13 protein-coding genes are annotated in these 18,781 nt (G+C 55.3%); 6 read left to right on the top strand and 7 right to left on the bottom strand.

The window, feature by feature from the left end; all coding sequences use genetic code 11:
- Nucleotides 1-19: 19 nt before the first annotated feature.
- The 4 genes from RT644_RS11225 (at nt 20) to RT644_RS11210 (ending at nt 4,672) form a co-directional block, all read left to right on the top strand.
- Complete coding sequence (locus RT644_RS11225; protein ID WP_313626688.1) at nt 20-1,066, top strand: aldo/keto reductase; 1,047 nt, start codon at nt 20-22, stop codon at nt 1,064-1,066.
- A gap of 153 nt (nt 1,067-1,219) precedes the next feature.
- Entirely contained in the window at nt 1,220-2,596 is a 1,377-nt protein-coding gene (locus tag RT644_RS11220; protein ID WP_313626686.1) for a glycoside hydrolase family 1 protein, read from the top strand.
- Nucleotides 2,597-2,620: 24 nt separating this feature from the next.
- A complete protein-coding gene (locus RT644_RS11215) occupies nt 2,621-3,940 on the top strand; it encodes a PTS transporter subunit EIIC (protein WP_313626684.1) in 1,320 nt (439 codons plus the stop codon).
- A gap of 15 nt (nt 3,941-3,955) precedes the next feature.
- Nucleotides 3,956-4,672, top strand: coding sequence for a GntR family transcriptional regulator (locus RT644_RS11210; protein ID WP_017456037.1), 717 nt, complete (start codon nt 3,956-3,958; stop codon nt 4,670-4,672).
- 46 nt (nt 4,673-4,718) lie between these two features.
- Here the strand turns inward: RT644_RS11210 and ldtB are convergent, their stop codons facing one another.
- On the bottom strand, nt 4,719-5,639 hold the full coding sequence (ldtB, locus tag RT644_RS11205) for a L,D-transpeptidase (protein ID WP_017456038.1): 921 nt from the start codon (nt 5,637-5,639) through the stop codon (nt 4,719-4,721).
- Between the two features lie 208 nt (nt 5,640-5,847).
- Here ldtB and RT644_RS11200 point away from each other — a divergent pair, with 208 nt between their 5' ends.
- Nucleotides 5,848-7,440 (top strand): ABC-F family ATPase, encoded by a 1,593-nt coding sequence (locus RT644_RS11200; protein WP_020457143.1) that lies wholly within the window; start codon nt 5,848-5,850, stop codon nt 7,438-7,440.
- A 286-nt stretch (nt 7,441-7,726) separates the two neighbouring features.
- Here the strand turns inward: RT644_RS11200 and RT644_RS11195 are convergent, their stop codons facing one another.
- Together RT644_RS11195 and RT644_RS11190 are read right to left on the bottom strand one after the other, a co-directional pair.
- Entirely contained in the window at nt 7,727-10,093 is a 2,367-nt protein-coding gene (locus RT644_RS11195; protein WP_313626683.1) for a glycoside hydrolase family 31 protein, read from the bottom strand.
- A 15-nt stretch (nt 10,094-10,108) separates the two neighbouring features.
- Complete coding sequence (locus RT644_RS11190; RefSeq protein ID WP_020457145.1) at nt 10,109-11,410, bottom strand: MFS transporter; 1,302 nt, start codon at nt 11,408-11,410, stop codon at nt 10,109-10,111.
- A 298-nt stretch (nt 11,411-11,708) separates the two neighbouring features.
- Between RT644_RS11190 and RT644_RS11185 the strand changes: the two genes are divergently transcribed.
- Nucleotides 11,709-12,782 carry a LacI family DNA-binding transcriptional regulator gene (locus tag RT644_RS11185; RefSeq protein WP_020457146.1) on the top strand — a complete coding sequence of 358 codons (1,074 nt, stop codon included), beginning with the start codon at nt 11,709-11,711 and terminating at the stop codon, nt 12,780-12,782.
- Here the strand turns inward: RT644_RS11185 and RT644_RS11180 are convergent.
- From RT644_RS11180 to RT644_RS11165, 4 genes are all read right to left on the bottom strand, one after another.
- On the bottom strand, nt 12,779-14,038 hold the full coding sequence (locus RT644_RS11180) for a DUF1479 domain-containing protein (RefSeq protein ID WP_313626682.1): 1,260 nt from the start codon (nt 14,036-14,038) through the stop codon (nt 12,779-12,781). The two genes, RT644_RS11185 and RT644_RS11180, sit on opposite strands and share 4 nt — an antisense overlap.
- A 153-nt stretch (nt 14,039-14,191) precedes the next feature.
- On the bottom strand, nt 14,192-15,007 hold the full coding sequence (locus RT644_RS11175) for a Cof-type HAD-IIB family hydrolase (protein WP_097406880.1): 816 nt from the start codon (nt 15,005-15,007) through the stop codon (nt 14,192-14,194).
- Nucleotides 15,008-15,388: 381 nt separating this feature from the next.
- The gene (locus tag RT644_RS11170) at nt 15,389-17,821 is read right to left on the bottom strand and encodes a formate C-acetyltransferase/glycerol dehydratase family glycyl radical enzyme (RefSeq protein ID WP_313626681.1); all 2,433 of its coding nucleotides are present in this window, start codon (nt 17,819-17,821) and stop codon (nt 15,389-15,391) included.
- Between the two features lie 4 nt (nt 17,822-17,825).
- Nucleotides 17,826-18,725 carry a glycyl-radical enzyme activating protein gene (locus RT644_RS11165; protein WP_313626679.1) on the bottom strand — a complete coding sequence of 300 codons (900 nt, stop codon included), beginning with the start codon at nt 18,723-18,725 and terminating at the stop codon, nt 17,826-17,828.
- Nucleotides 18,726-18,781: the final 56 nt, after the last annotated feature.

Genomic DNA, 18,781 nt, shown 5'->3' with positions numbered 1-18,781 from the left:
CAGATGAGGAGACGCCATCATGCGCTACAAAAAACTGGGTAATACCGGACTGTTTGTTTCTGAACTGTGCCTCGGCACCATGACGTTTGGCGGTGACGACAGCGAGAGCATGTGGAGCAAAATCGGCCAGTTGCAACAGGCGCAAGCCGAGCAGCTGGTTGGCAGCGCGCTCGATGCCGGTATTAACTTTATCGATACCGCTAACGTCTATTCCGACGGGCGTTCGGAGGAGATCACCGGCCAGGCATTGAAAAACCTGAAAGTGCCGCGTGAAAACGTTATCGTCGCGACCAAAGTGTTTGGCGAAACCGGCACCGCCGGGGTGAACTCGCGCGGCAGTTCGCGCTATCACATCATGAATAGCGTGAAAGAGAGCCTCAAGCGTATGCAACTGGATCATATTGATCTCTACCAGTTACATGGCTTTGATCCGGCCACACCCATCGAGGAGACGCTTTACGCGCTGGATAACCTTGTTCAGCACGGGCATGTGCGCTATATCGGCGTCTCTAACTGGGCAGCGTGGCAAATCGCCAAAGCGCTGGGGATTTCGGAGCGTCTTGGGCTGGCGCGCTTTGCCTCGCTTCAGGCTTACTACACCATTGCCGGCCGCGATCTGGAACGTGAACTGGTGCCGATGATGCAGAGCGAAGGCGTGGGGCTGATGGTCTGGAGCCCGCTGGCGGGCGGCTTGCTGAGCGGTAAATATAGCCGCGACGGTCAGGCGGAAGCCGGTGGACGCCGCCTGGCGTTTGATTTCCCGCCGGTGAATAAAGACCGCGCTTTTGATTGCGTGGACGTTATGCGCACCATCGCCGACAGCAAAGGGGTTTCCGTGGCGCAAATCGCGCTGGCCTGGCTGCTGCATCAGCCGGTGGTCAGCAGCGTGATTATTGGCGCGAAACGCCCGGAACAACTGGACGATAACATTGCGGCGACGGCGATCCGCCTGAGTAATGACGAACTGCAGCAACTGGATGCTGTGAGCGCACTGCCGCGCGAATATCCCGGCTGGATGTTTGAGCGTCAGGGGGAATACCGCCGTAACCAGCTAAAACAACAGTAATTATCCTTCCTCTCAAACGCGACGCTCACCCCGTCGCGTTTTTCTTTTCTTTCGAATAGCGTCACAAAATCGCATCGTCCCTTTTGCCCATTTTTTCGCCGTTATCTATATGACTAGTCATATCTTAAAAATGACTAGTCATGGAGAAGCGCGATGAGCAAAACGTTACCGAACGGCTTTTTATGGGGTAACTCCGTATCCAGCATGCAGACCGAAGGCGCGTGGAACGAGGGCGGAAAAGGGATGTCGGTCTATGATATTCGCGAACCCAGCGAATTTGCCTCCGACTGGAAAGTCGCCACAGATTCCTACCACCGCTATCAGGAGGATTTCGACCTGATGCAGGATCTGGGCATGAACTGCTACCGTTTCCAGATTTCCTGGAGCCGCGTTTGCCCGCAGGGTGATGGCGAGTTCAATGACGAGGGTATCGCCTTTTATGACCGCTTTATCGACGATCTGCTGGCGCGCGGCATTGAGCCGATGATCTGCCTCTACCACTTTGATATGCCGCTGGCGTTGGCAGAGCAGTACAACGGTTTTGCCGACCGGCGCGTGCAGGACGCTTTTGTACGCTACGGCAAAAAGATGATCGACTGCTTTGGCAGCCGGGTGAAGTACTGGCTGACGTTTAACGAGCAGAATATTTACCACATGCCTGGCGCGTTTCAGGTCGGTGGCTATCTGCAAGGTGAGAAAACCCTGCGTGAGCTTTATCAGATTCAGCACCATGTGATGATGGCACATGTGCTGCTGACCCATTATCTGCACGCTACCCAGCCCGGAAAATTAATGGGCGGCATGCTGGCGCACCAGCTGGTTTATCCGGCGACCTGCAAACCGCGCGATGTGTTTTGCGCCACGCAATATGACGAATTCCTCAATCAAAACTTACTGCGAGTGTATGCCGGGCAGGGGTACAGCCCGGAAGTGCTGGCGGTGGTCGAAAGAGAAGGTTTTCGCGATATCTACCGTGATGAGGATTTGGCGGAAATCGCGCGGGTCAAAAACGACTTTATGGCGTTTAGTTACTACGCCAGCAAAACCCTCGACAGCGATGCCATTGCGCCGGGAACCCCGGTCAATTATTTCCTGCAACAGGGCGATAAAGCGAACCCGTATCTTGAGGCGACCGAATGGGGCTGGCAAATCGATCCACTCGGTTTTCGCGCCATTATTACCCGCTATTACAACGACTGGCGCTTGCCGGTGTTCCCGATTGAAAACGGCATCGGCGTGATTGAAGAGTGGGACGGCGTTAACCCGATTGAGGACGATTACCGCATTGCTTATCACCGCGACCATATCCAGGCGATGCAGGACGCCATCTTTGAGGACGGCGCACAGGTGTTGGGCTACCTCGGCTGGGGCTTGATCGACATTCTCAGTTCCCAGGGCGATATGCGTAAGCGCTACGGCGTGGTGTACGTCAATCGCGAAAACCACGACCTGAAAGATTTAAAACGCGTACCGAAAAAGAGCTATCGCTGGCTGCAACAGCTGATTCGCAGCAACGGCCGCGACATGTAAGTAACGATTGAGAGGGTAGCCGCAATGTCTGACAGCAATATCACGCCGAAAATGCAGTCATTCGTCGATAAATTTGTCGAGTTCTCCGCCCGGCTGGCAAACCAGGTGCATCTGCGATCGCTGCGTGACGCGTTTGCGGCGGTGATGCCGATTTTTATCCTCGCCGGGCTGGCGGTATTGATTAATAACGTGGTTTTCCCCTGGGTGCTGGAAGGGGAAACGCTGGCGCGTTTTAAAGTCTGGGGCGAGGCGGTGATCAACGGCACGCTGAATATCGCCGCGTTATTAATTGCGCCGATGACCGCCTGGTCGCTGGCGCGCAATAAGAACTTTGACAACCCGGTGTCGGCGGTGGTCATTGCGATCTCCAGTTTCATCATCATGATGCCGATGCAACTGGATGTGGTGCCCGTTGGCGGGAAAGCAACGGTAAGCGTGACGCAGATGCTGGCGTTCACCAACATTGGCACGACGGGGATTTTTGCCGGGGTAATTATTGGTTTGCTCTCAACGGAGCTGTTTATCCGCGTCGCCAGCGTGAAGAAATTTGCTATTTCGCTCGGGGAAAATGTGCCCTCGGCGGTGGGGCAATCTTTCTCCTCGCTGATTCCGGCAATCATTACCCTCTCGCTGTTCGCCATTGTTGCGGCGCTGCTGGCGAACCTGTTGCACACGGATTTGATTCACCTTATCACCACGCTTATCCAGCAACCGTTGCGGCAGATTAATACCAGTTTACCGGGCACGCTGTTTATCTATAGCTTTGGTAACTTTCTGTTTACGCTCGGTATTCACCAGACGGTGGTCAACGGCGTGATCCTTGAACCCCTGCTGTTGATTAACACCAACGAGAACATGCTGGCGTTTGCCAACGGGCAGCCAATCCCGCATATCATCAACAGTATTTTTGTGCCCACGTTCGGTATGATTGGCGGCACCGGCAGCACCCTTTCGCTGCTGATCGCCATCTTTATCTTCGCGAAGCAGCAGTCGGCGAAGCAGGTGGCGCGGCTCGCCATCTCGCCTGGCTTATTCAATATTAATGAACCGGTGATTTTCGGTCTGCCCATCGTCTTTAACCTGCCGCTGATGATCCCGTTTGTGCTGCTTCCGGCGTTGGGGATTTGGTTTGCCTGGCTTTGTACCACGCTGGGTTGGATGTCGCGCTGTGTGGTGATGATCCCGTGGACAACGCCGCCGATTTTAAGCGCCTGGCTGGCCACCGCAGGCGACTGGCGGGCGGTAGTGGTTCAGTTGATAATCATCATCTTTGGTGTATTCTTCTACCTGCCTTTCCTCAAAATAGCCGAGAGAGTGGCCTTAAGAAACAATGGGATAGACTAAAAACGAAGGAAGGCTATGGCGGCAAAATACATCACTATCGCGCGGGAAATTAAGCGGCGCATTCTCAGCCAGCAGTACGCCGCCAGCGCGCCATTGCCGGATCAGTTCGCGCTGGCGGCGGAGTTTGCCACCAGCCGGATGACCATTCAGCAGGCGATGCGCCAGCTAATTGTTGAAGGGCTGGTTTATACCCGTCAGGGCCAGGGCACGTTTATCCGTAAGAATTTCCTGCAACTGTCGCGCTGGGATCTACCCGGTAGCGACTATTTTGGCGCGACCAAAACCTGGGAAAACGTCGGTGAAGTGACCAGTAAAATCATCCGCTTCGAGTTGCGTTTCCCCACGGAAAAGGAGCAGGCCTCGCTGCTGGTGGGGCCGGATGACCCGGTGTATGACTTCATTCGCCTGCGGTTGCTGGAAGGTGAACCGATGTCGCTGGAGTTTACGCTGATGCCGGTAAACCTGGTGCCGGGGTTAAACCGCGGTCATCTGGAAAGCTCCGTGTTTCGCTATGTGCAGGACGATCTGGCGCTGAAGATTATGGGTTCATACCGCATTGTGCGCGCCTTAAAACCCTGGGCGGAAGATAAACAGTATCTGAATTGCGAAGAGACCGATCCGGTGCTGGAAGTGGAGCAGGTGATTTATCTGGAGGATGGCACGCCGCTGGAATATGCCCATTGTCATTACCGTTACGATCACGGTGGCATTATTGTGGTGAATCACGGGTAAAAAAAAGCGGAGCCATTGCTCCGCTTTTTTATGCTATCAACCGTAATCAGTTCAGACGAACCGGCATACCGGAACGGTTCTGAATTGCCTGATCAACCACGTTTGAATCAACATCAGACTGGTTAGTCACGGCCTGCACCGCTTTGGTCAGCGCAATCGGCACAATCTCACCACCGGTGAACTGCGCTTCGGTGGTGGACAGCGGGTTGTGGACTTCGATGTAGCGGCTGCCATCCGGCTCGGTGGTCGCTTTTACCGGCTCATCAATAAACTGTACGCGCGTACCGACCGGCACGTTTTCGAACAGGAATTTGATGTCGTCGTTGCGCAGACGCACACAGCCGTGGCTCACGCGCAGGCCGATACCGAAGTTAGCGTTGGTGCCGTGAATGGCGTACAGGCGGCCGATATAGAGCGCGTAAAGACCCATCGGGTTATCCGGGCCAGCCGGTACAACCGGCGGCAGCGGTTGACCCATCGCTGCATATTCCGCGTGCATTTTCGCCGTCGGCGTCCAGGTCGGACCGGCTTTTTTACGTTCTACTTTGGTGGTCCAGGCAATCGGGGTGTCTTTACCCAACTGGCCGATACCGATTGGCAGCACGATCACCGTGTTGGTGCCTTTCGGATAGTAGTAGAGGCGCATTTCCGCACTGTTGATCACGATCCCTTCGTGAACCGTATCCGGCAGGATCAGCTGCTGTGGAACATTCATCACAGTGCCGCCTTTCGGCAGGTAGGCATCAATGCCTGGGTTTGCTTCCAGCATGTTGGACAGACCCATTTGATATTCAGCCGCAAAATATTCCAGCGGCTGGTTATTGCCTTCCGGAATAGTGACGACCTGGTTCTGACCGATCAGACGACTGCCATCAGTCGGCAGCGGATATGTAACAGCAGACGCGCTTTTGCAAAATCCCACGACAGCAAACGCCGCCGCTAAAAGGGTTGTTAATTTCATGTTCATCTTGTGCAAGACTTATTGCCACACTGGCCGTTGGGTTGAGAATGCAGGAAGCGCATTATATGTGCATTCCACCGTCCAGGGAATTCAGATGTGTACGAAATCACACTTTTTTCCCTTTGCTTGCAGTTTAGTGGCCTGACACCAGGCAGGAATCTAATTCGGAATTGTGGCATAATAGGGTGTTTGTCACATATTTCAGGATACCTCTGTGTTAGTCACCAGCAACGTCACCATGCAATTCGGCAGCAAGCCGCTGTTCGAAAATATCTCCGTCAAATTTGGCGGCGGCAACCGTTACGGCCTGATCGGGGCTAACGGGAGTGGTAAATCCACCTTTATGAAAATCCTCGGCGGCGATTTAGAACCGACGCTGGGTAACGTCTCTCTCGATCCGAATGAGCGCATCGGTAAGCTGCGCCAGGATCAGTTCGCCTTCGAAGAGTTCAGCGTGCTCGACACGGTGATCATGGGCCATGCGGAACTGTGGGAAGTGAAACAGGAACGCGACCGTATTTATGGCCTCGCGGAAATGAGCGAAGAGGATGGCTACAAAGTGGCCGACCTCGAAGTGCAGTACGGCGAAATGGACGGCTACTCGGCGGAAGCGCGTGCGGGCGAACTGCTGCTCGGCGTCGGTATTCCGGTTGAGCAGCACTACGGCCCAATGAGCGAAATCGCTCCCGGCTGGAAACTGCGTGTGTTACTGGCGCAGGCGCTGTTTGCCAACCCGGACATTCTGCTGCTCGATGAACCGACCAACAACCTGGACATCGACACCATTCGCTGGCTGGAGCAGGTGCTGAATGAACGCGACAGCACCATGATCATCATTTCGCACGACCGCCACTTCCTTAACATGGTCTGTACGCACATGGCGGATCTCGATTACGGCGAGCTGCGTGTTTACCCCGGCAACTACGATGAATACATGACGGCGGCAACGCAGGCGCGTGAACGTCTGCTGGCGGATAACGCCAAGAAAAAAGCGCAGATCGCCGATCTGCAATCGTTCGTCAGCCGCTTTAGCGCGAACGCCTCTAAATCTCGCCAGGCGACGTCCCGCGCGCGTCAGATCGACAAAATCAAACTGGAAGAGGTTAAGGCCTCCAGTCGTCAGAACCCGTTTATCCGCTTCGAACAGGACAAGAAATTGTTCCGTAACGCGCTGGAAGTGGAAGCGCTTAGCAAAGGATTTGATGAAGGCCCGCTGTTTAAAAACTTCAATCTGCTGCTGGAAGTGGGTGAGAAAATCGCCATTCTGGGTGCGAACGGCGTGGGTAAATCCACCATGCTGAAAACGCTGGTGGGCGAGCTTGAGCCCGATAACGGTACCGTTAAGTGGTCTGAAAACGCGCAAATCGGTTACTACGCGCAGGATCACGCCGAAGACTTTGATAACGATCTGACCGTCTTCGACTGGATGAGCCAGTGGAAACAGGAAGGCGATGACGAACAAGCGGTGCGCAGTATCCTCGGTCGTCTGCTGTTCAGCCAGGACGATATCAAGAAACCGGCGAAAGTGCTCTCCGGGGGTGAAAAAGGTCGCATGCTGTTCGGCAAGCTGATGATGCAAAAACCGAACATCCTCGTTATGGACGAACCGACTAACCACCTGGATATGGAATCCATCGAATCGCTGAACATGGCGCTGGAGATGTATCAGGGCACATTGATCTTCGTTTCCCATGACCGTGAATTTGTCAGCTCTCTGGCAACCCGCGTGATTGAAATTACGCCGCAGCGCGTGGTGGATTTCTCCGGGAATTATGAGGATTATTTGCGCAGTAAAGGTATCGAATAAATTTACCGTCGTCTTTCACGCGACAGGTGTGTTGGCTGCACCTTCACCCCCCGGTCACTGTCTTGTGTAAGCTCGCGGGGAGATTCAGGTTGGCCGCCTTCCTGTCGCGCGAAATACTGAGGTAAATACTTTACCGTCCTTTCCCACATCACAGGTGTGTTGGCTGCACTTCGCCCCCCGGTCACTGACTTGTGTAAGTCCCCGGAGATACGCAGATTTGCTGTGAAATACTCAGGTAAATAAGTGAAGCAAGCCCGGTAAGCACATGGCTTCCGGGCTTTTCACATTAAGCAAACGTCCACTCGCTGGCCGCAACGCCATTAATTAACAACTGGCGGTTTTCACCCGCAGGTAGCGTCACTTTTAGCGCCTGCCAGGCCGGGCGATAGTCGCCGCGCGTATGTACCTGCAAATCAATGGTGCTGCCCGAGCAAACCATTTCCCACTCCAGCCACAGCGCGTTGCCCTCTTTATAGCCCCAGGACTCACCATCATCCTCAAACAGCAGGCCGCGTGAACGCCCGGGACCTTTCACCGGGAACAGGTGCAGCTCACGCGTGGTATCCGCTTTGGTATCAACATGCCTGATGCGATCGCTAAGCGGCAGACCGGCACCGGCACGCACCAGCAGCGGCAGCGTTTCCAGCGGCGCATCCAGCGTCACCCACTGGCCAGGCGCATACCAGCAACCGGTGTAAAAATCGTACCAGCCGCTATTGTTGGCTGGCAGCCAGACGCGGCGCTCGCGCTGGCCGGGTTCGACGACGCTTGCCACCAGAAGATCGCGGCCAAGCAGGAAGTCGTCGCACTCTTCGAACGTCTGCTCGTCATGTTCGTGATCGAGGAACGTCGGGCGCAGCATCGGTTCGTCGTCAGCATGTGCCTGCCACAGCAGCGTATAAAGATAGGGCAGCAGACGGTAGCGCAGCTCAATTGCGCTGCGGATCGACGGTGTGATCGCCGGATACATCCACGGTTCGTTCACCGTGTGATCGTCGTTCCACGAATGGATGGTGAAACGCGGATGCATCACCCCGTTTTGCACCCAACGCACAAACAGCTCCGCATCCGGTTTATCGCCGGAAAAACCGCCGACATCGTGGCCCACGTTATACAAACCGGACAAACTCATGCCCACGCCCATGCGGATGTTGTAGCGCAACGTGTCCCAGTTGGTACGGTTATCACCGCTCCAGGTTTGCACATAACGCTGCATCCCGGCGCAGCCGGAACGGGAGATCAAGTACGGGCGCTTTTGCGGAGCAAACCGCTGCTGCGCTTCCATCGACGCGCGCATCATAAGCAGCGGCATCACCGGGCGAATATGTTTGATGGCAATTTGCTGGCCAAAACCGTGGCAGCGCGCTTCACCGTCCCACACTTCAAACTCGTTGTTATCGTTCCAGGTCGAATCGATGCCCATCTCCAGCAGTTGCGTGGTGACGCCTTCCTGCCACCAGGTGACAGTCTGCGGGTTGGTAAAGTCGAGGTGTGAGCCTTCGTCATCCCAGAAACTGGAGCGTTCCGGCGCATCGGTTTCGGAATCGCGAATAAACAGACCGCGCTCCGCCACTTCGCTATAACGCGGGTGATCCTGCAACAGACAGGGTTTGATATTCGCCGCCAGTTTCAGTCCCGCATCGTGGAACGCCTGGCTCATCACCTTCGGCTGCGGCACTTTGTCGTAGTTCCAGTTAAAGACATAGCGCTTGCCGTTAATCGAGGTGTAGCCGGATGAGAGCTGGAACGAATCGCACGGAATCGCGTGTTCTTCGCACAGACGAATAAAATTCATCAGCTGGTTTTGCGCATCCGGCGCATCGGTGTAATGCATGGTTGAGCCGCTATAACCGAGGCTCCATTTCGGGCCGAACAGCGTTTTCCCGGTGAGGCGCACAAACGCTTTGGTAACATCCAGCGCACGCGCGCCGGTAAAAATGTAGTAATCAATATCGCCCGCTTCCGCCTGCCAGCGGCGATAGGCGGTGTGATAGTTATCGATCTCGTTACCCAGATCCAGCCAGCAACTGCTGAGGTTGTCATAAAACAGCCCGTAGCTGATATCGTCGCGGCGGGTGAGGGTAAACGGAATATGCTTGTACAGCGGGTCGGTGCTGGCAGCGTTATAGCCCATCGCATCAAGGTTGCGCATCTCATAGCGTTGACCATTGCGTTGCAGATTACCTGCCTTCTCGCCGAGGCCGTAGAAACGCTCCTCTTTTTTACGGCTGAGATAGTGCGCCACGCCGTCGCCATGGGCGTTAACCAGATACGCGCTGGTCGGGCGATCGCTCGCCAGCCATTGCCACTCTCCCGCGTCATTGCGGTAGTGCCACTCCAGCCACAGTGGCTGGTGTACAGTGACGCGCAGTTTTGCGCTCTCAATGGTTAATGTCTCGTGCTGTTGCGCCAGCGACCAGTGTGGCAGGCTAAAACCCGACAGATCGTCGCGCGAGCGGCCTTCCCACGGCACATCATCTTTCGGCGCAATGCTCCAGGTTCTGTCCAGCGCCAGCTCACCTTTACGCTTGAGCAGCACGCGGAACAGGTTCTCTTCCAGCACATACAGACACAGGGTGTGTTGCCCGTCTACCAGTAGCTCAACATGGTGAGCGGCCTGGTTTTGTAACGTCCAGTTCTTGAGGGTTTTCATATCAGACATCCACAATCAGGCGCGTTTTGCGCGTCGTTCAGCAATAAATGCCACCAGGAAACAAGCGCCAATCAGGTCAAAGAAACCCATGGCAATAAACAGCGGGTTGAAACCAATTTTGTCGGCGGTGACGCCAATCAGCAGTGAGAAGAGGAAGCTGGCGATCCACGCTGCCGAGCCGCGCATGCCATTTACTGTTGCCATCTGGCCTTTATCAAAGGATTCCACCACCAGCGCGCTCAACATGCAGGAGATGATCTGATGACCAAAACCGCCAATCGAAATCAGCACAATGGTGATGTATGGATCGCGGGTAATCGCGACAATGGCGAGCGAAATCATCAAAAATGCGCCGGTCACCGAGCTGGCAACCACCGAGTTCACGCGGGAGCAGCCAAACCAGCGGGTGTAGAGTTTGGTCAGGTAACCGCTGGCGACGCTACCGAGATCGGCGGCGAGGAACGGCAGCCAGGCGAACATGGCGATCTGTTTCAGATCCATACCGTGTTCTTTCGCCAGATAGAGCGGCACCCAGAAGCTCAGCACCGCCCAGGCCGGTTCTGCCATAAACGCCGGGATGGCGATACCGTAAAAGCGTTTGTTTTTCGAGACAGTTTTCAGAGCGGTAAAGAAGGGCAGTTTGACCGCTGGCGGTTCATTATCCTGCTGAATAAAGGTCAGCTCGTCTTTACTGAGGTTCGGGTGTTTGTCCGGGTTATGGTAAAACGCCCACCACAAAATCACCCACAGCAGCGCCAGCACACCGGTAAACATAAACGCGCCCTGCCAGCCAAATGAGGCGTGAGCGAAGTAGATAATCGGCGGAGCCAGCATGGCACCAATCGAGAAGCCAACGCCCGCCCAACCGGCAGCCACCGGGCGTTCTGATTTCGGGAACCATTCGCCGATAGTTTTGGCGTTCGCCGGTGTAGCCGCCGCTTCCGATGCGCCCATGGTGAAACGCAAAATCGCCAGATGTACCCAACTGCCTGCGCCAGCGTGGAAAATACAGGCCAGCGCCCAGATGATGGCGCACACCATAAAGCCAACTTTCAGGCCAATCACGTCAATCAGCCAGCCACACAGCGGCTGGAAAATGGTGTAAGCCAGCTGAAACGCGCCGACAATCCATGAGTATTGTTCGGTGGTGATGCCGAGGCTGGTTTTTAATTCCGGTGCCAGAATCCCCAGCGAGTTTCGGGTGATGTAGTTCACCGTGACGCCGAATAAGAACAGCACCAACATCCACCAGCGTAATTTTTTGACTATCCGGCGGCTCTTGCTGGCCGCCATTTCATTGTTGATCCCCTGGCTCATTCTTTTCTCCGCATATCTTCTTGTAGGGAAGTCGGGGCAAACTCTTGCGGAGTTGTTATACCGCACAGGTTTGCATGATGATTTATCTGCATTTTTTTGGTTATTGTTCCTACAACTAGTATGGAAGTTGTATGACACGTTTACGTTAGGCGAGAAAAATCGGCAGCTAAAGTGGATTTTGTGCAAGGATTCTCATCAATCAGCGACGACATGCGGCAAACTTGTATTGGTGCCATGAATATCAGGCTTTTCGATTCATGAAAATTTTCCCATTTCGGAAACGGAGCAAGATCACAGAATGGATAAAAAGCTCAAAATCACCGAAATTGCCCTGCGTACGAATCTGTCGACCAGCACGGTTTCCCGCGTGCTGGCAGGTAAAGCCAATACCAGTGAAAAAGCGCGCACAGCAGTGCTGGCCTGCGCGCGTGAGCTTGGGGTGATGGAGGGGATTGCCGCCGGGCGGCTGTTGCTGAATAACCTGATTGTTTTCGCACCGCAGCGGGCCTTTGATGAGCGTTCCGATATCTTCTATTACCGTGTGATCCAGAGCATTAACAAAGCGTTGTCACCCCATGAAGTGCGGCTGCGCTACTGCGCGCTGGAAGAGCTGGACAGCGACGCCAATGAATTTCTCGCGCGTATGAACGCAGCGGAAACCCAGGCGGCGATCCTGCTGGGCATTGATGATCCCCATATTCATGACCTGGCGGCGGATATGGGTAAACCCTGCGTGTTAATCAACTGCCGTGACGGGCGTATGCGTTTGCCTTCCATCGCGCCGGATCACCGCACGATCGGCGAGTTTGCTGCAAATTATCTGTTTGATATGGGCCACCGCGAGGTGGTGAATGTGATGTGCCTGCGTCGCTACACGATGGATCTGCGTCTGGCGGGCATCAAAGAGGCCTGGCAGCGGCGCAATCTGCGTTTCCAAAGTAAGCGGGATCTGATCACTGTCCCCAGTTTTAGTGCCAAAGAAGCGGGGATGCGGGTAGGGGAGTGGCTTGATGATCCGGCGCATAAATCACCGCCTACCGCCTTTCTCGTCGGGGGCGATTTTATGGCGGAAGGCACGGTTCATGCGCTCCAGCAGCGTGGGCTGCGCGTGCCGCAGGATGTCTCGGTGATGAGCATTGACGCCTTTAATCTGGCGGCGATTCAGGATGTGCCGCTCACCGCGGTGCATGTCCCGCGTGATGAACTTGGCGTGGAGGCGGTACACCTGCTGCAACAACGGTTGATCCGCCCGCAGGCCACCACCGGTTCGCTGTTACTCAACGGTACGCTTGCGGTGCGCGAATCGGTACGGCGGATACGTCCCGGGCAACAACGTACCGCCGTGGAGCGAGAAGGATTGTACGATGTCTAAACGTCCATACCCAGCGCGCGCTTACCATGAATATTCAGGTCGTCCAGCGTAAAGCGGCCTGACCAGGCGCTTTCGTAGTTCTCACGCGGAAAATCGCCCGGCGAAGCACCTTGTTCCAGCGCGACCTTCACTTTGCGCGCATACGCGAGATTTTTCGCGCACAGCGGCGCGGCGGGAATATACATCACATTGCCCCAGCCTTGCTGGTTTTCCACCGGCGCAACCGAGTGGATCACATCGCAGTGCCACCATACGGAATCCCCGGCTTCCAGCGCCGGAATGCTGCTCAGGGCTTCCATCAGCAGCGGATGCCACTTCTCCGAGACCGGTAATACACGCCCAGGCGCCACACCGCAAAGCTCATCTTCCGGAACATCATCCAGCAGCGGGCGCAGCAGAATATATGCCATCGCTTCCGGGATCGGCACCACGTGCAGCAACCCTTGTCCGGGGATCATGTCCGACAATGCTGTCCAGCCCTGGAAGGTGCGGAACACCGAACATTTGGTGGTGTTATCCACTGTGTACTCTTCCACCTCGGTGCGGTGCGCCGCATTCCACGGGTCATATTCCTCAAATTTGCCGCTAAACACGCTGGCAAACACACGCTGGTAAGCGGGGAGCAGCCAGCGCTCCAGCGCACCGGAATCCGTATGCGCGCCGAGGCCTTTCGAGGTGGTTCCCGGCGGACGGCGGCGAATGCGATCCGGGTAGATGACGCTCACATCCGGATCAAACCATTGCTGGCCTTCACTTTCGAAGCGCCACAGGCGGTTGAGGAAGGATTGCACCGCGGCCATTTCCTCGCTCTGGCGCGCCTGCATCTGCGCCTGCGACCAGTAAATAGGGTAGATTTCCGGGCGCGAAGCCTCCAGCGTGCCAAAGAAGCTGTCACCAGGCCCTTTGTACACCTCATCAAAATGGTTCTGGTCGAGGTAATCCAGCATTGAGCGATCCCAGTCCAGCGCCTGCTCACGCGGGAAATGCCCCTTAATGACCGCACAACCGCGTTGCTTGATAAGCGCCCGCTGCGCCTCGCTAACCTTGCCTTGCGCAATGTCGCTGTAGACAATTTGTGGCCACACGGATTTGCCTTGTGCTTTAAGGGCATTGATATCGGCTACGCGGGCGGCAATCTGTTCGCTCAGACGGTTAAACACCTGCTGTACATCGCCGATCTGCGCGCGCAGTTCCTGTTTCATCTGACGAATCGATGCTTTGTGATCGGTGGGCAGCGTTTCACTGGTAAAAGCCATGTTGAACCTCGCATTCTTTCATTCGAAAGTCATTTAACTTACAAATGATAAGATAAGTTAAAAAGAAGTTAATGCAAGTTTAAAAACTTGATGCGGAGCACAAAGCGGAAAATTAGCCACAGGAAGGGCCGGAGCGGGCGCTCCGGCAGAGGTTCAGCGATTGAATGGCGCGGTGTTATCAAGTACGGCCTGAATCACATTCAATGCGCCGTGGTGGTTATTGTCATCGGTCTGATGACGGGCAATGGCTTTAATGGCGTCGCTGGCGTTGCCCATGGCGAACGAGAAATCGGTCATGCGCAGCATTTCCGCATCGTTACCGCTGTCGCCAATGGTGACGCACTGTTGCGGCGAGATGCCCCAGCGTTTAAGCAGTCGCGTAATGCCGTTGGCTTTATGCAGACCAGGGATTATCAAATCGACAAAACCAAAGCCGCTGGTGACCGGCTTCATGATGCCGTCAAGCGAGACATGCAGAGCGTCGATCAATTGCGGGATGTCGCTGTCCGGCAAGTTCAACGAAAATTTGAACAGGGTATCGTCAATGTGCTGAAAATCGCGTACCGGCTTTAAGCGGTAATAGTGTTTCGACATCAGATCGACGAACTCTGCCGGAGCGTTTTCGCTTACGTACGCGCTTTCCAGGCCGCAGGCAACAAAGTTGAGGCTGCTGTCTTTTAACAGTTCGCCAATCACCACCTGCGCTTCGTGGCGGGTCAGCTCACCGTGGAACAACTGTTGACCGTGCTCATACACCAGCGCGCCGTTTTCCGCGACGAACGAAATGGTCTCTTTCAGCTCCGGGAAGAAGGAGATCAGCTGGTAATACTGGTTGCCGCTGGCGACAACAAACTCAATATTCCGCTGACGAAGCTGCTCGAATTGCGCCATAAATCGTGTGCGATCATACTGCTTGGCGTCATCAAGGAAGGTTCCGTCCATATCGGTAACGATAACTTTGACGGTCATACATAGAACTCCTGAATGTAACTGCGACGAGAAACATTCTAGAGATAATGTGAGGGGAAGCACAAATTTTATTTCATTCGAAAGTAAACCTGTCGTCTTTTCTCAGGGTAGATGTTTACCCGCCGTCTTTCGAAGCGCAGGGGCGTTGGCTGCGGCGGTGCGGCCGGACACTGACTGCTGTAAGTTCGTTTACCCGTCGTCTTCGAACTGCAGGTGTGTTGGCTGCGGCGGCGCGCCCCGGTCACTTACTTGTGTAAGCTCCCGGGGACTTACCGCCTTGCCGCCTTCCTGCAATCCGAAATCCATAGGTTAAACATCAGATAGTAACGGACAAAAGGCGGCTGTTAGTTAATAACGAATAACGGTCATCCGGTCGCCACCTTATAAGGTATGTTCAGTACGGGCGATAATGTCGTCCTGCGCATCTGGCGACAGGGCGGTAAAGAACGCCGAATAACCGGCGACGCGCACCACCAAATCGCGATACTGATCCGGGTGTTTCTTCGCCTCCAGCAGCGTTTCGCGCGACACGATGTTGTACTGAATATGCCAGCCTTTATGCACCTCAAAGAAGGTACGCAGCAGCACCATCAGCTTTTGCTTATCGCTCTCGTTTTCCAGCGTCGACGGATTCAGTTTCTGGTTCAGCAACACCCCGCCGAGAATCGCCTCCACCGGCAATTTACCCACGGAGCTTATCACCGCCGTCGGCCCCAGATGATCGGTGCCGGACGCCGGGCTTGCGCCCTCCGCCAGCGGCGCATGCGCTTTGCGACCATCCGGTGTCGCCATCGTCGCTGCGCCAAACGGCACGTTCGCGGAAATGGACGAAGTTCCGGCGTAATAATTGCCACCGATCGGGCCGCGACCGTAACGCGGGTTGTGATACTGCTTCAGCTCATCGATATAGGTTTGATAAGCACGTACCAGCAGCGTATCCACGCTGTCATCATCGTTGCCGTATTTCGGCGCGCTGTTGACCAGCCGCTGGCGCAACTGTTCGTGCGTCAGGCCGTCAAAATCTTCTGCCAGTGCCTGCGCCAGTTGTTGTTGCCCGATAACACCCTGGTCAAAAACCAGCTTTTTCACCGCCGCGAGGCTGTTACCCAGGTTGGCGATCCCCACCTGCAAGCCGGACACCCAGTCATATTTCGCGCCACCTTGTTTAATGCTTTTCGCCCGTTCGATGCAGTCATCGACCAGCGCGGAGCAGAGAATATCCGGCACGTTCTCTTCCAGCATGGTGTCGACCACATACTCAATCTCAATGGATTTACGAGTGTAATAACGGATCTGCCGATCCCACGCCTGCATCACCTCCTCGAAGCCGTGGAAATTACCCGCCGACAGCGCCTGGATCTGCGGCAGAAAGATTTTGCCGCTGGTGGCGTCGCGTCCGCCTTCCAGTGCCGCCAGCATCATGCGGGCGAAGTTGATAAAGCTCATGCCGGTGCAGCGGTAGCCCCATTTGCCGCCAACGGCGGTTTCAATGCAGCCAATGGCCGCATAGTCGTAGGCGTCGGCGGTCTCAACGCCGAGTTTGATAAATTCTGGGATGACAATTTCATCGTTATTGAACGCGGGCATGCCAAAGCCGCAGCGAATAACCTGCACGCAGGCGTCGAGGAAGTCGTTGCTCATGCCGGCGTGGTAACGCACGCTCAGGTTCGGCTGGGTGGAACGCAGGCGTCCGCAGGATTCCAGAATCGCGTAAGAGAGCGGGTTAACCGCGTCGCGCGCTTCACCGTTATGCCACTGTTGACCGCCGATGGTGACGTTCTGATAGAGCGGGCTGCCCGCCGAGGCTTTCGAATGCGAGCCGGAGCGAATTTTGTTCACTTCCAGCAGTTTCAGCCAGCAACTGTGCAGCAGCTCAATGGCCTGTTCGCGCGGCAATGACTGCTGCAATTCAACATCGCGGCGATAGTACGGATACAGATACTGATCCATGCGTCCGAAAGAGACCGAATGCCCGTTGGATTCAATCTGCAAAATCAGCTGGATAAAGTAGCAGAGCTGCAACGCCTGCCAGAAGGTGCGCGGTGGTTCGTGGGCGATAATCAGGCAGTTTTCCGCCATCGCCAGCAGTTCATCGCGGCGGTTTTGCCGCGTCTCTTCCGCGGCCATCTGGCGCGCCAGCCCGGCAAAACGTTCGATATGCAGGCTGACGGCTTCCAGCACAATATCAATCGCTTTTAAGAATTGATCGCCATGCAGGTCGTCGAGCACCGTCAGGTTGATGCGCGTCCGGCGTTCATCCACTTTGTGGCGTAACCCGTCAAGACCAAGCTCCAGCAGCAGCGGGAAGTTCACCGCCAGGTGCGCGTCACCAGAAGTCATATTGCCTTCGGCTTTGATAATGCCGGTTTCCAGCAGCGCTTTTTGTTCGTCAGTAAACATACCGTAACAGCGATCTTGCACCGTCTGACCGCGCCACCACGGGCAGATCTCATGCAGCACGCGTTTGTTCTCTTCGCTAACCGCAAAGCCTGCGCCGGGGCGATCGGCGAGCTCATCGATCTCTTTTTCGATCCACGAAACGGTGTATTCCGGGAAGATCGGCGCAGCGCGCACTTCGCTTGCCTGGTTACCAATAATCAACTCGTCATGCTTGATCCAGATGGTACGTTCGGCCAGGTGATGCGCCAGCGCCAGCGCGCGGCGTACCGGCAGCGGTTTGTCCATGTTCTGCTGGTAAACCTGGGTGTAATGTCGGGCGCGCTCGGTGCAAACCGGTGGCTTCACAATATGCACCAGCGCGGTTTTATGGGCTTTTATACGATCGGTCAGGGTGTTGAGTTGCAGCGTGGTCATGGTTCTATCCTCGTAATGTCGCCGCCAGCCCTTTGCGCTGGGCACAATCCTGTGCAAACGCCAGCAGTTGCGGGGCGTCGAGCGGCTTCTCTGGGGCGGTGTAGGGTTCGCCGAGCAGGTGATACTTGTTCATGCCCAGCGTGTGGTAAGGCAAAAAATGAATGTCGCTGACGTTCAGCTCATCGGCGGCGAAGGCGGTAATGGCGCTTATGGCGTCTTTATCGGCATTAAAACCGGGGATCAGCGGCACGCGAATGGTGAGCTTTTTCCCCACCTGTGCCAGCCGTTTCAGGTTATCCAGCACACGTTTTGCCGAGCCGCCGGTCCACTGGCGAAACGTGGCATCATCGACATGTTTTAAATCAGCGAGAAACAGATCAACAAAGGGCAGGGACGGTTCGATATAGCGCCACGGCACATGCAGGCAGGTTTCCACTGCCGTATGAATGCCGTGCTGATGGCTGCTCTGGAGCAGTTGCTGCGCCAGTTGCGGGTTCATAAACGGCTCGCCGCCGGAAAGGGTGATGCCGCCGCCGCTGCGGTCATAAAAGGGTTTATCGCGCAAAACGGTAGCCATAATATCGCCCACATCTGGCGTCTCACCGCAGACACTCAGCGCCTCGGTCGGGCAGCAACCAGTGAGCGCATCCAGCTGTCTATCATCAAGTTTTTCGCGATGAATAACCAAACCGTTTACCGCACGTTCGATCACATTTGGTGCGGCGTGCTGGCATAAATCACACCCGGCAAGGCACAGACGGTTGTCAAAGAGCAGATCCCGCGTGCGGCTGCGGCTCTCCGGGTTCTGGCACCAGCGGCAGCTTAACGAGCAGCCTTTCAGGAACACGACAGTGCGAATGCCCGGGCCGTCATGAGTGGAATAGCGCTGGATGTTGAAGATCATTTTTTATCTCCACTTATTTCATGTGGAGATTAAATTACTTTCGAATGAAAGCTTCC

This window comes from Kosakonia sp. (genome assembly GCF_032104925.1).
GTDB lineage: Bacteria > Pseudomonadota > Gammaproteobacteria > Enterobacterales > Enterobacteriaceae > Kosakonia.
Note: the sequence above shows the minus strand (reverse complement) of the source record. Positions and strands in the feature narration are given on the sequence as shown.

Bases quoted from the DNA above. Each gene is read 5' to 3' on its own strand.
- RT644_RS11220 (WP_313626686.1), top strand. From the start codon at position 1,220: ATGAGCAAAACGTTACCGAACGGCTTTTTATGGGGTAACTCCGTATCC.
- ldtB (WP_017456038.1), bottom strand. From the start codon at position 5,639: ATGAACATGAAATTAACAACCCTTTTAGCGGCGGCGTTTGCTGTCGTG.
- RT644_RS11195 (WP_313626683.1), bottom strand. From the start codon at position 10,093: ATGAAAACCCTCAAGAACTGGACGTTACAAAACCAGGCCGCTCACCAT.
- RT644_RS11170 (WP_313626681.1), bottom strand. From the start codon at position 17,821: ATGACCACGCTGCAACTCAACACCCTGACCGATCGTATAAAAGCCCAT.
- RT644_RS11180 (WP_313626682.1), bottom strand. From the start codon at position 14,038: ATGGCTTTTACCAGTGAAACGCTGCCCACCGATCACAAAGCATCGATT.
- RT644_RS11225 (WP_313626688.1), top strand. From the start codon at position 20: ATGCGCTACAAAAAACTGGGTAATACCGGACTGTTTGTTTCTGAACTG.
- RT644_RS11175 (WP_097406880.1), bottom strand. From the start codon at position 15,007: ATGACCGTCAAAGTTATCGTTACCGATATGGACGGAACCTTCCTTGAT.
- RT644_RS11185 (WP_020457146.1), top strand. From the start codon at position 11,709: ATGGATAAAAAGCTCAAAATCACCGAAATTGCCCTGCGTACGAATCTG.
- RT644_RS11165 (WP_313626679.1), bottom strand. From the start codon at position 18,725: ATGATCTTCAACATCCAGCGCTATTCCACTCATGACGGCCCGGGCATT.
- RT644_RS11190 (WP_020457145.1), bottom strand. From the start codon at position 11,410: ATGAGCCAGGGGATCAACAATGAAATGGCGGCCAGCAAGAGCCGCCGG.
- RT644_RS11210 (WP_017456037.1), top strand. From the start codon at position 3,956: ATGGCGGCAAAATACATCACTATCGCGCGGGAAATTAAGCGGCGCATT.
- RT644_RS11215 (WP_313626684.1), top strand. From the start codon at position 2,621: ATGTCTGACAGCAATATCACGCCGAAAATGCAGTCATTCGTCGATAAA.